This window comes from Chryseobacterium carnipullorum (genome assembly GCF_003815695.1).
GTDB classification, from domain to species: Bacteria; Bacteroidota; Bacteroidia; order Flavobacteriales; family Weeksellaceae; genus Chryseobacterium; species Chryseobacterium carnipullorum.
The window spans coordinates 2707963-2719776 of record NZ_CP033920.1 but is presented as its reverse complement, the minus strand read 5'-3'; the positions used below and the strand labels follow the sequence as shown (position 1 = coordinate 2719776).

Below are 11814 nucleotides of genomic sequence, written 5' to 3'. Positions count from 1 at the left end.
TAAATTTGGCGAAATCATCCATATAAAATTTTGGAAAGAAATATTGAATTAATAACAATCCAATCAATCAAGGAATTTCCTAGCATTGACTATATCTCAAATATTCCCCGTCATAAACAACTTAGATTAATTTTTAAGGATTCTGTTCAACATTTACGAGAAGATTTTGGCTCGGATTTAAAGAAAAGATTTCCGGCTTTTCAAATCGCCATTCCTACTATAGAACACGAAATCAACATCTGCAAACTGATTACAGATGAAGAAATAATAGCCAATCAGCTATTTTTTACGCGCTGTGCAAAAGATTATAGAGAATTGAGTACCGAACTCATCAATTTATTTATTACGAATAAGAAAGTAAAATTAAATAAAGATTTTCCATTTCTTACTTTTAATAGAATTAAGGGACAAAGAATGAGCAGGGGAAAAGTTGGACAATGGAATTATTTTTTCCATGGCTATCATTGCCAGTTTCAAAATACAAAAACAAAGCAGGAAATTGAAGTGCCTTTTATGTTTGGAATGGAGTTTGGAGATTTGGATCCTTATTTTTTCAGTATTTACATTAAATCAACCCCACAATATCAGCCATTACCAGTAGAAATTTATGACGAATTTGCTGACGGATGTAGAATTCTTGAAGTCATGCTTAAACTTGACCTGCTGGAGAAAATTAATTCGAGTATCGGAAATCACTCCGGCACCGTTATAAAAGATCGGGAAAAGATTCAAATTAAAGTATTTAATCCAGAGACAGATTTTGAAAAGCGCCAATCTAAACTAACAAGGATAGTACAGTTTTTGAAGTTTAAAAAATCATAAGAATAAAAAAATGATATTAGGAGTATACTGGTATTTCAAATTTCCCGAAAACTTATACCGTTTCCAGTTTTTTACATTTATCAATGGAATGGGAGGTCATGCTGACAATCTTGCCGGACTGGAAGCAAGGGTTTTAGTAGAACAGCCTGAGAACCTTCTGAAAAAACTGGAGGAACTCCACCTACGCTTCAAAAGGATGTATTTAGACCTCAAGATCAATGGAAACCAGCTATTGATCTCAACTGGTGACTATACCCTTTTTGATGAACATTTCCAGTTCGTTTCAGAAATAGAACAATTACTGATTCTCTCCCATGCTCATCTGACTGAAACTCCATTTGAAGCAACATCAACCAGGAATTTCAGACCCGAAAATAGGCCCTATGAAACCATACAACATCGGTTTATTCAGATTATTGGATCAGATTTCAAAAAAGACAATGCAGAAAACCTTTCCATAAGAATTGATTGTAATCTTCCGCTCTCCTGTAAAAAAGACTTGATTAATCATCTGACCCTCCTCTGTCATGAAGAGAATATTCATGTTTTCTACTATTACGAGAAGGATTTTAAAAGCCAATGCAATCTGATGCTCATTTTCTCCAACGGAAGACAAATGGAAAATGCAATTCAGAATGTCCATATTCATTCGTTCGGAAATAAGATCCTTCAACTGACTCAGAAATATCCGCTCCACTTCGGTCATTTCGGAGGGATGGATTACTATCCTTTAGATGGACCCTTTGTACAATTGATAAAAGATGAAGAATATATTTTAATTAAAAAATAAAGCAATTATGATCAAATTCAAATACGTTATTTTATATGTTGAGGATGTTGAAAAGTCCATGAACTTTTACCAAAATACATTTGATACCCCTATAAAATTTATAACACCTGAAAAAGATTACGGAGAATTGATAACCGGAGACACCAGTCTTTCTTTCGCTTCCGTCAATCTTGCCAGTTCTAATATAAAGAAAGGATTTTTATCTTCTCAATCTCAGGAAAAACCTTTCGGGATAGAATTAGGATTCACAACGGATGAGGTAGAAAAACTTTTGGAAAAAGCAGTTAAAAACGGAGCAGTCCTGTATGAAGATATGGCTGTAAAACCCTGGGGACAAAAGGTAGCCTATATCAAAGATCTTGACAATTATTTGGTTGAGATCTGCACAGAAATTCAATAAAAACCAATCATATTCTTTATTTTCATGGAAATAAAAAAATTAGAAAAACTGACTGAAAACCCTGCTCTGAAATGGGGATTGAACGGCTATACCACTGACAAAATACTATCAATCTCTTTTGTTGAGTATTCCGGTTCTTTTGAATTTGTATTGAGAGAAAAATCACTGAGCTACAGCAAGGTCTGGGAAACCACTTCTGATGACATGGACGATCTTAATGAGAGGATTCAAAAAGGACATTCTTTCGGAGTTTTTGAGGACGGTGAACTTATGGGCTGGATTATTGGTGAGCACAGAATCTGGAATAATAGTTTTTATATTGAAAATATCCTGATCAGCGAAAAATTCAGAAGAAACGGAGCCGGAGCCCAGCTGATCAAAAGTACGGTCCGCGAAGCCAGAAACTTAAACTGCCGCATCATAGAGCTGGAAACACAGAATACAAATTATCCTGCAATACAGTTTTACAGAAGACTAGGCTTCAGCATTACGGGACTGAATACAAGAATGTATGAAAACCCTGAAGAAACAGCTGTGTTCATGACCTTGGATTTGTAAAAAAACAAACCTGGAATCAGTCGGCAAGTTGAACGATCGACAAAAACTATAAAACCTATTGAAATTTTTATTTTGTACCAAATGGTACAATTATATACCTTTGTCTCAGAAAATGAATCCCGATGGCAGGAAGACCTAAAATATTTAACGAACAGGAAGCTGTGGCAAAAGCCACTGAAGTTTTCAGGGACAAAGGTTATGATACAGCCTCTGCCGAAGAATTGCTGGGCGCTATGGGAATTGGAAAAGGCAGTTTTTATCTTGCTTTTAAGGGTGGGAAACAGGAGCTTTATGTGCGCTCCATCACTCAGTTTTCAGAGCGTTTTTATCAAAAGCTTTCCCAAAGTCTTGCTGCATCTGAAGACAAGATTCAGTTGATCAAAGATTTTTTTATAAGTCTGGCGTATGCTTCGGATTGTGATAAAGAGCGTGGCTGTTATTTAGGTAATGCTTTGGTCCAGCTTTCTGAAAAAGATCAGGAAATTAAAAAGGTCACGGCCCAATTACTTAAAGAACTTCAGTCTCTTTTTGCTAAAACCATCAGACGTGCCCAGGAAAAAGGTGAGATGAACAGCACAGAAGATCCGGAAATCATCGGATGGCACCTCAGCAATCTGTGGAACGGAATTCATGTTACCAGAAGAATGGAGAGTTCACCGGAAATCCTGAAAAGCATCATTGAAATGAATCTTAAAATACTGGATTAAAATTTTTTATTCAATTTTGTACCGATTAGTACAATTTAAAATACTTATTAATTTAATACAAAAATGTCATGAACATTACCAACAACATTATTCTTATCACGGGTGGAGGCTCAGGAATCGGATTAGAAATTGCGAAAGCACTTCACACCTCCAACAAAGTTATCATTGCAGGAAGAAATAAAGCTAAACTTGATGCAGCATCAGCGGGTCTCGAAAATATCTTTACCATCCAGGCAGATATTACTGATGAAAAAGATGTAGAGCGACTGGTTGAAGAAATCAAAGTCAGTTTCGGTGGTCTGAATATCTTAATCAACAATGCCGGACACGCTTACGTGTATACTCTTTCTGATACATCAGACACGTACCATAAGGCAACAGCAGAATTTGAAACTAATTATTTCGCTCCGATACGTCTGACCGAAAAACTCCTTCCATTACTAAAAAAACAGGAAAACGCAGCAGTTGTGAATGTCTCTTCCATCGTCGCACTGGCCCCGGGATCCCATCTTCCTACCTATTCTGATTCTAAAGCGGCTCTTCATTCCTATACGAAACTTTTAAGATATGAACTGGCCAAAGACACCCCTATTAAAGTTTTTGAACTGATGCCGCCATTGGTTAACACTGATTTTTCTGTTGAAATTGGAGGCCGGGAAAATGGTATTCCTGCTTCGGAAGTGGCAGAAAACCTTGTGAAAGGGCTCCTTGAGGATACTTATGAAATCCGAGTGGGAAATACAGAAGTTTTATACAGCAGTTTCTTTGCTGGCTCTGAAGGTGCTTTTGATGTGATGAACCAATAGCCGGTTACATCCATCCGATCCTATACTGCGGGAGAAAGAGGATTCTTTGCCCGCAGTTTTATTAGTGAAATCTCCTTACCCACTACTTTGTCATCATTTTTTTCAATTATTTCCATGATTAAATCTTTAAATACTAAATCATATTGATTAAATCACATGATCGTGTATTAAAATTTCTTATATTAGTAATCAACAAATTAAAAACAGTAACTGCTATGAAAAATTTAAAGAAATTAACTAGAAAGCAGCTTGAACTCATCAGCGGAGGAGATACTGCTTACGCCATTTGCGATGCTGACGGTTATTGCCCGCCCACTATCGGATCCTATTATTGCAGTGGCGGTATGTGCTACAGATCTTCAGAAGGAGGAGGCAATCCGGGAGGAAGCTGCACAGAACCTAAGCGTTTATGTCAGCCGTGGGAAACGGGATGTGGATGTGTTTACTTTTAAAGGAAATATTGTTAGATAAAGAAGGGGGCGGTTTTTACTGCTCTTTTTTTGTCTCTTTTAATGATGAACACAGGTCTTTTACCAGGGTCTTGTGCAATAAATTGTAATCTTCCAGAAAATCAACAATCTCTGACAGATGAACAGTCCCTTAAGAAAGATAATTGAAGTGTATAAGAATCATGCGGACAAAACTCTTTTAAAAGGTTTTAAATTTCTTCCTAACGGAAAAAAAGTTTATAATGATTCTTTTGATGTGAACTACTGGCAAAGAAAAGAACTGATTTTTGAACTGTAATACGTAATAAATATTGTCTTTCAAATGTTATTACTATATGAAAACCACGCACTTAATCCTATCCATCTTCCTTTCTTTGACGTTTGCTTCAGCTCAGAAAAGCAGTTACAAAAGTGTTTTTGAGACTTCCGATCACGTTAAAATCAACTATAAAGTTTCGGGAAACGGAGAAGCCTGCATCTATGTTCCGGGAGGTCCTGGACAAGGATACCCGTCATTTGAGCTCATGGGCGGAAACCGTCTTGAAAAAAACATGAAAATGATCTATATGGATCAGCGGGGATCCGGTGAATCGGGAACATCAGAGAATTATCATCTGGAAACTATGGTAAAGGATATTGAAGAATTGAGGCAGCATCTGAAAATCGACAGAATTTTTCTGCTGGCGCATTCTTTCGGTGGCATTATTGCAGTTAATTATGCTAAAAAATATCCTCAGCATACCAAAGGATTGATTTTAACTAATGTGACGCTTCATTTTCTCAATAATGAATCTGTCAAAGAACAGATTGAATACGGAAACAGCCTTCTTCTACAGGAAAATAAAGCTGTTTCTGAAGACCTTCTTTCTGCAGAACTTTCAAAAATAAGCGCTGCATTAAGAAAGAAGAGAATAGGCTATAAGTTTCTTACGGAGGATATCGAAACCATCAAAAAAATGGACAAAATAGATTCCCTTCATCCAAGAATTATAGATTTTGGAATGGCTGTGATCTCAAAACCGAGGGAATATCCGGAATATTATACTGATTATGCACCGGTTACAAAAGACATTCGTGTTCCTGTATTAATTATCACCGGAAAAAAGGATAAAGCTGTAGGAAGCGGACACTATCAAACGTTTCAGTTTCCCTGTCAGAAGGTAGTTTCTATCGATGGCGGACATCTTTTGTATTACGAGAAAAACAGGAAATTCATCAATTCTGTTTGGAATTTCGTCTTCAGACATTATTAAACTTAAATAATAAATACTCTACAACACCCCAATAAGTGTGTTGTATTTTTTATACTGACTTTGAAATTGTATCACCATAAAATCATATCTTTTCTCCCGCTATTTAAAGTAAAATATGAAAAAACTACTATCCATTTTTTGCATAATTCTTGTTCAGTCATCAGTTTACGGTCAAAAAGACCAATATCGTCTTTTGATAAAAACGTGGAACTTTCTAAAATATTACCATCCGGATCTGGCCAGTGCAAAAAAAGACGCTGACAGTTTATTTTTAACGACTGTGGAGAAAGTAAATGATCAGTCGGACGCCAACTCAGTAATTAAAGTCCTGACTGAAAACCTGAATCATAAATTTTCAGGAACCCCTGTTAATGATCAGGAAAAAGATATTCTTTCTGCCAATCAGGATTTCAAATGGTACCAGAAAAATAAAAAGATCAGTACCGAAAATAAGGCACTTCTTAAAGACATTTATGATCACAGATTCATTAGTGATACCGGGGGAAAACAAAAGCCCGGAGATAAGAAAAAAGACTCATCACCTAAAGATAAAAACTTCGCTTTACCAGAAAGACTGCTGATATTTGCAAAAATTCAGGGATCCATCGATTATTTGTATCCTCACAAATATCTGATGCCAAAAAATTCTGATGCCTACTTTACGGATCTTTTGGATCAAACCATTCACTGCTCGTCAAGAAAAGATTTTGATATCATTCTGGCTAAAGCGGTTGCTAAAATGGAAGACAGCCATGCATTCAATTTTTATAATCAGCTGAATTATAAGAATGAAATTTACCATCGGTTGTATTATCCTCCATTTGATTATGTGATTTTTGATGATCACCTGCTCATTACCCATCTTATTTTTCCTGAAATCTGTTCTAAAGCCAATATCCATATCGGAGACAGGATCATGAAGATCAATGGCAAGAGCATTCCTGAGGTCATTAAAGAAAAACAGGAATTGCTTTCATCCTCCAACAGAGAGACTCTTTTACATATGCTTTCAGATTATCAGAGAAATCTGATCTGGACAGACGACAATTTACAGAAAGAACTTACAATACAATCAAAAGAAAATCATACATCCTACCCGGCAAAGGTTGATTTTCTCAATTTCACCGATAAGCAGCAACTGGCAACGGTTACGGAATACATAAAAGGGAAAATCCGCACCAAAGATGAGCATACAATGAACCATAAGGACATTGCCTATTTTAAAATAAATGATGTAATTTCCTTCAGTACAGTTCCTGAAGATAAACAGGATGGCTATATGGACAGTATCTTTACAGAAGCATCATCCAAAAAAGCAATGGTCTTTGATATGAGAGGTTATCCCGATTGGGGTGGATTTGTATTTCACTATATCTACAAATACTTTTCTCCTGTAAACAATCATTTCGGAAAATACTACAAACCCAATGTTAAAAATAGAGGCACTTATATTCCCATCAGCTATAAAGAGTTTGGACATTACTATCCAAAGATTGAAGATAAAACCGTTCATCCATACAAAGGAAAAGTTTTCATCATCGTCAATCCAGAAACATTAAGCATGAGCGAATGGAATACCATGAATCTGCAGAAGGTCTTCCCTCAAGCCCTTACAATCGGTCAGAAAACAGCCGGAGCCGATGGTGACACCACCACTGTACCCCTCACCGATGATTATGATCTTGTATTTACCGCGAACGGCATTTTCTATGATGACAATACACCCACTCAAAAAGTCGGCGTACGAATCAATGAAATGATAAGATATACGGATGATGATCTTATCCGGAAGAGAGATCTGGAATTTGAGAGGGTTTTGAAGGAGATAAAATAGAAAGATTATTAAAAGGTAACTAATTTCGGCGCGGCCTTTGGCCGCGCCGAAATTAGTTACCTACTTATGAAACCCTTTATAAAAAAGCTCAGCGCGGCCTTTGGCCGCGCTGAGCAAATATTATGTAGAGCTAATCTAATTAAAACTTAAGATCTCCGTTCACCTCTCTTACCGCATTAGCAGCTTCAGCAAACTTCAACTGCTCCTCTGCAGTAAGTGTTACATTAACAATTTTTTCTACTCCGTTGGCTCCGATAATAGCTGGAACACCTAAGCAGATATCATTTTGTCCGTATTCACCTTCAAGCATTAAAGAACAAGGGATCATTTTTTTCTGGTCGCAGGCAATCGCCTGAACCATTACAGAAACCGCTGCACCTGGAGCGTACCAAGCTGAAGTTCCTAATAATTTTGTTAAGGTAGCCCCTCCTACTTTAGTTTCTTCGATAACATATTTCTGCTGCTCATCATCTAAGAATTCAGTTACAGGAACACCGTTTCTTGTCGCTTTGCTCAATAATGGAAGCATTCCGGTATCACTGTGTGCAGCGATCACCATACCGTCTACATCAGAAATAGGGCTTTCCAATGCTTCAGCCAATCTGTATTTGAATCTTGCAGAGTCTAATGCACCCCCCATTCCGATGATTTTGTGCTTAGGAAGACCTGACGTTTTGTGTACTAAATAAGCCATAGTATCCATTGGGTTAGATACTACGATGATGATCACTTCCGGAGAGTTTTTTACTAAGTTTTGAGTAACTTCTTTCACGATACCAGCATTGATACCGATAAGTTCTTCTCTCGTCATTCCAGGTTTTCTTGGAATCCCTGAAGTGATAACCGCTACATGAGAACCTGCAGTTTTGCTGTAATCTCCTGTTGTTCCGGTAATTTTTGTATCGAACCCGTTCAGCGATGCCGTCTGCATCAAATCCATTGCCTTACCTTCAGCAAATCCTTCTTTAATGTCTACTAAAACTACTTCTGAACAGAAGTTTTTCATTGCGATGTATTCTGCACAGCTTGCTCCTACAGCGCCTGCACCTACTACAGTTACTTTCATATGGTATACTTTTTTTAAATTATTTTTTAGTTTAGTCTAAAAATTGAAACGCCCAAATTTAACAATTCCTGAAAATGTGGGCAATTTTTCAGGAATTTAATTAGGGTTCAATGAAATTAATTGACGTTCAGTAAAAACGTATATAGCTTTTTTGCTCCTGAAAGGACTTCATTATAGTTTTCTTCAGTTACTTCAGTATCCAGAACCTCTTTGAAATTTTTCCACATTGGTCCTGTATTTTCCTGATAGCATCCAAAGAAATTGAATGTTACATGATCAAAACCTTCCGTTTTAGAAAGCTGTTTTGCAATTACGTTTCCACCCAATGTAGAACCTTCGATCACGTACATTGCTCCTAAAGCCTCATGTTCATTGTCCAGCTGAAGTTCGTGTGAAGCTGTCTGGTTTTCCAAAGAAAGACTTTCAAGGTCTTTCTCGATAAGAGGAAGTTTTACTCTGCTGTTAAGCTGGAGCTTTTCCGAATATTTGTCAGCAAGACTTCCGAATATTTTGTCCTCACTGTGAAGAAGCATCAGATAATTCGTATTGATGATCTTTTTATAGTCCTCTAAAGTGAACGTTTTATTAAAAATTTTTTCCGAATTGAAAAGTTTCTCTGCAGCATCGTGATACTCCGCTGTATTTTGCTTAAGATACTCTGATACCATAAATAAGGTTTTTAAAGTTGCCCAAATTTACGGTTTTTTGAACGTTAAAATGAAACAAGTCCCCTCTTTATTGCTATCATATTCCACATTTCCACCAATCCTTTTCATAATACGGTGTACAATGGACAGGCCTACTCCGTTTCCTTTAAACTTTTTAGCATTATCCATTCTGTTGAAGATTTTAAACATCTTGTGCTTTTCTTCCTGTGAAATTCCGATTCCGTTATCAGAAATCCTGTATACAATATTTCCTCCCTCTTCAGTGCCCCAGATTTCCACTTTCGGCTCGTCCCGGTGGGAAGAGTATTTCACAGCATTGTTGATGACATTCAAAAATACCTGATGAAGCATCGTTTTGTCAGCAAGTACGTCAGGACATTCTTTAATAATAATCTCACTTTTAGGACTTTCGAAAGTGATCTTTGCATTTTCCGAAATCTTAAGGATTGTATTCGCAGGCTGCAAACGTTCCAGCTCTATCTCGCTGTGCTTCGCGCGGCTGAGTTCCAGTACATCATGCATCATTTCCGCCATATTGTCAATTTCTTCAACAATGGAGGTCAGTTTATTTCTATTTTTTTCTGTCTTTTCAAAATTCGAAAGCAACATCTGTGCATTCAGTTTCATGACGGTCAGAGGGGTTCCCAGGTCATGTGAAATGGTATAAGAAAAACTGTCAAGTTCCTCATTTACTTTTCTCAGTTCATTGTTAAGCGCTTTGATCGCATTATACTGCTTGTGAGAAGTTTCAAGGATCACATCCCTAACTGCTTGTACAGAACTGATATCTCTGGAATTCCATCTTTTTGAATTTCCTTTTATATTTTCAGTAAAAAGATGAAAAGATGTTCTTGGTGAAATAATGTGTTTCTCTTCCCCATTCTGCAAAAAGACTCCTAATTTTCTCTCTGGATTTCCCGCCCAATTGATGTGCTCACTGAACTCCTTACGGAACCAGATCAGCATTTCTTTTTTGCTCCTTTCAATAAAATAAATAATGATTCCGGCTGCATTTTCAGTCAGTTCCAGTTCCTCTCCGTAATCCTTAAGAAAAGTTCTGCTGACATACATACTTTCTTTCGTATTTTCAAGAGCCCAGTGCGCAATTCTGTCAATCGTTTCACGTTCCGGCACAGTTCCTACCGTTACTGGTTCTCCGTCTGAAATAATCACCAGACCATCTGCTTCAGGAAGCTTTCGGATCTTTCCTTTATTGTCTGCCAGGGAATCAAAAAGATTATTATGTTTTAAAAATTCTGCTTTCAGCTGTGAAGCTCTTTCGTTCAGTTCAAGACGGTAGTTCAGTTCATTTTTAGATTTGAAGGAAGAATAGGCATTGGAAGCAAGGGCTGTAAAGATCCCTGCCTGCACTCTGTCTTCAAGATCAATATGCTTAGCCTCCGAGTTCTGACAGGTAACCAGTCCCCAAAGATAATCATCAATAATAATGGATACACTGAAACTGGAAGAAGCTCCGGAGTTTTTGACATACTGTCCGTGAACCGGTGACATTCCCCTTGAACCTACAAAAGTAAGATCAATATTTTCATCTGTCCTGCTTATAAGCGGAACGGTCTCCGAATAAACATTACTGAATATTCTTTTCCTTTTCTTTAAATAAAGATCTCTGGCTTGTTTCGGAATATCAGACTCCGGATAATGAAGACCGAGATAACTTTCCATATTCTCATCTCTTTTTTCTGCAATCACTTTACCAGAGCCGTCCATCATAAATTTATACACCATCATCCGGTCATAATTGACGATCTTGGATAGAGTACTCAGCAGCTGCTCCCAAAGCTCCTTCTCATTGTCGATAACATAAAAATTATCATACTTATTGGAAATACGCTTATTGGGATTTTCCTGTACCGCTTCAAATTCAAGAAAAATATGTTTGCCACTTCTTAAGATGGAAAAATGATATTCCTTTCCACTGATGAATACCTTATCAAAATGAGTTTCATTTTCTCTTTTTGTAAAATCATGAATAGAGGTATAAAGGTCCGAATCTATAACAGACCGGAAGATTTCAGGAAAATCCGTAAGCTTCCTGTCAAAAAGCTGTTCTGCATTTTCGACCCTAAATATATCCTCAATATTCCTGCTGAAAAAAGTAATGGTATGAGATCCTGCGTCAATGCCAATCAGATATCCAAAACTTTGTATATACCCAGGGATATGGATGGGTTCTTCATGACACTCTACAAAATTCATATAATTCTTTGATCAATCAAAGATAACGATTTTTTTAACGACATATTGCTTTGTGGTATCAAATCCTGAAAGTACGTAAAACACAGTACCCAAAGATGCCACAGAGGTATAACACCTTGAATTTCAAATAAAAAAAACTTTAATTTTTCAATACCTCCAAAACATTTTCACCTTTAATATACTAAAATTTTTACGGCAGATCAAGTTTAATTTTCGGATCATGATTCATTACATGAATTTTACA

The 11814-nt window shown here is 36.9% G+C and carries 13 protein-coding genes; 10 read left to right on the top strand and 3 right to left on the bottom strand.

The window, feature by feature from the left end; genetic code table 11:
- Window positions 1-30: 30 nt before the first annotated feature.
- The 10 genes from EG346_RS12390 (at window position 31) to EG346_RS12350 (ending at window position 7619) form a co-directional block, all read left to right on the top strand.
- Window positions 31-822, top strand: a complete 792-nt coding sequence (locus tag EG346_RS12390; protein ID WP_181876048.1) for a DUF6896 domain-containing protein — start codon at window positions 31-33, stop codon at window positions 820-822.
- A 10-nt stretch (window positions 823-832) separates the two neighbouring features.
- Complete coding sequence (locus EG346_RS12385) at window positions 833-1612, top strand: hypothetical protein (protein WP_123878978.1); 780 nt, start codon at window positions 833-835, stop codon at window positions 1610-1612.
- A 7-nt stretch (window positions 1613-1619) separates the two neighbouring features.
- On the top strand, window positions 1620-2012 hold the full coding sequence (locus EG346_RS12380; protein WP_073336195.1) for a VOC family protein: 393 nt from the start codon (window positions 1620-1622) through the stop codon (window positions 2010-2012).
- A 24-nt stretch (window positions 2013-2036) separates the two neighbouring features.
- Complete coding sequence (locus tag EG346_RS12375; protein ID WP_123878976.1) at window positions 2037-2570, top strand: GNAT family N-acetyltransferase; 534 nt, start codon at window positions 2037-2039, stop codon at window positions 2568-2570.
- Between the two features lie 122 nt (window positions 2571-2692).
- Entirely contained in the window at window positions 2693-3277 is a 585-nt protein-coding gene (locus EG346_RS12370; protein ID WP_073336191.1) for a TetR/AcrR family transcriptional regulator, read from the top strand.
- A 68-nt stretch (window positions 3278-3345) separates the two neighbouring features.
- A complete protein-coding gene (locus EG346_RS12365) occupies window positions 3346-4083 on the top strand; it encodes an SDR family oxidoreductase (protein ID WP_123878974.1) in 738 nt (245 codons plus the stop codon).
- Window positions 4084-4298: 215 nt separating this feature from the next.
- Window positions 4299-4535, top strand: a complete 237-nt coding sequence (locus EG346_RS12360; protein WP_123878972.1) for a hypothetical protein — start codon at window positions 4299-4301, stop codon at window positions 4533-4535.
- Window positions 4536-4671: 136 nt separating this feature from the next.
- Entirely contained in the window at window positions 4672-4830 is a 159-nt protein-coding gene (locus EG346_RS24815; RefSeq protein WP_164466123.1) for a hypothetical protein, read from the top strand.
- A 37-nt stretch (window positions 4831-4867) separates the two neighbouring features.
- Window positions 4868-5785 (top strand): alpha/beta fold hydrolase, encoded by a 918-nt coding sequence (locus tag EG346_RS12355; protein WP_123878970.1) that lies wholly within the window; start codon window positions 4868-4870, stop codon window positions 5783-5785.
- Window positions 5786-5900: 115 nt separating this feature from the next.
- The gene (locus EG346_RS12350; RefSeq protein WP_123878968.1) at window positions 5901-7619 is read left to right on the top strand and encodes a S41 family peptidase; all 1719 of its coding nucleotides are present in this window, start codon (window positions 5901-5903) and stop codon (window positions 7617-7619) included.
- A gap of 139 nt (window positions 7620-7758) precedes the next feature.
- On the opposite strand, the gene EG346_RS12345 is transcribed toward EG346_RS12350, so the two are convergent.
- The 3 genes from EG346_RS12345 to EG346_RS12335 all read right to left on the bottom strand — a co-directional run bounded on the left by EG346_RS12345 (window position 7759) and on the right by EG346_RS12335 (window position 11570).
- A complete protein-coding gene (locus EG346_RS12345; RefSeq protein ID WP_073336180.1) occupies window positions 7759-8685 on the bottom strand; it encodes a malate dehydrogenase in 927 nt (308 codons plus the stop codon).
- 116 nt (window positions 8686-8801) lie between these two features.
- Complete coding sequence (locus tag EG346_RS12340; RefSeq protein WP_123878966.1) at window positions 8802-9353, bottom strand: biliverdin-producing heme oxygenase; 552 nt, start codon at window positions 9351-9353, stop codon at window positions 8802-8804.
- 27 nt (window positions 9354-9380) lie between these two features.
- Window positions 9381-11570 carry an ATP-binding protein gene (locus tag EG346_RS12335; protein ID WP_123878964.1) on the bottom strand — a complete coding sequence of 730 codons (2190 nt, stop codon included), beginning with the start codon at window positions 11568-11570 and terminating at the stop codon, window positions 9381-9383.
- Between the last annotated feature and the right edge of the window lie 244 nt (window positions 11571-11814).

Bases quoted from the DNA above. Each gene is read 5' to 3' on its own strand.
- EG346_RS12385 (WP_123878978.1), top strand. From the start codon at position 833: ATGATATTAGGAGTATACTGGTATTTCAAATTTCCCGAAAACTTATAC.
- EG346_RS12380 (WP_073336195.1), top strand. From the start codon at position 1,620: ATGATCAAATTCAAATACGTTATTTTATATGTTGAGGATGTTGAAAAG.
- EG346_RS12375 (WP_123878976.1), top strand. From the start codon at position 2,037: ATGGAAATAAAAAAATTAGAAAAACTGACTGAAAACCCTGCTCTGAAA.
- EG346_RS12370 (WP_073336191.1), top strand. From the start codon at position 2,693: ATGGCAGGAAGACCTAAAATATTTAACGAACAGGAAGCTGTGGCAAAA.
- EG346_RS12365 (WP_123878974.1), top strand. From the start codon at position 3,346: ATGAACATTACCAACAACATTATTCTTATCACGGGTGGAGGCTCAGGA.
- EG346_RS12360 (WP_123878972.1), top strand. From the start codon at position 4,299: ATGAAAAATTTAAAGAAATTAACTAGAAAGCAGCTTGAACTCATCAGC.
- EG346_RS24815 (WP_164466123.1), top strand. From the start codon at position 4,672: ATGAACAGTCCCTTAAGAAAGATAATTGAAGTGTATAAGAATCATGCG.
- EG346_RS12355 (WP_123878970.1), top strand. From the start codon at position 4,868: ATGAAAACCACGCACTTAATCCTATCCATCTTCCTTTCTTTGACGTTT.
- EG346_RS12350 (WP_123878968.1), top strand. From the start codon at position 5,901: ATGAAAAAACTACTATCCATTTTTTGCATAATTCTTGTTCAGTCATCA.
- EG346_RS12345 (WP_073336180.1), bottom strand. From the start codon at position 8,685: ATGAAAGTAACTGTAGTAGGTGCAGGCGCTGTAGGAGCAAGCTGTGCA.
- EG346_RS12340 (WP_123878966.1), bottom strand. From the start codon at position 9,353: ATGGTATCAGAGTATCTTAAGCAAAATACAGCGGAGTATCACGATGCT.
- EG346_RS12335 (WP_123878964.1), bottom strand. From the start codon at position 11,570: ATGAATTTTGTAGAGTGTCATGAAGAACCCATCCATATCCCTGGGTAT.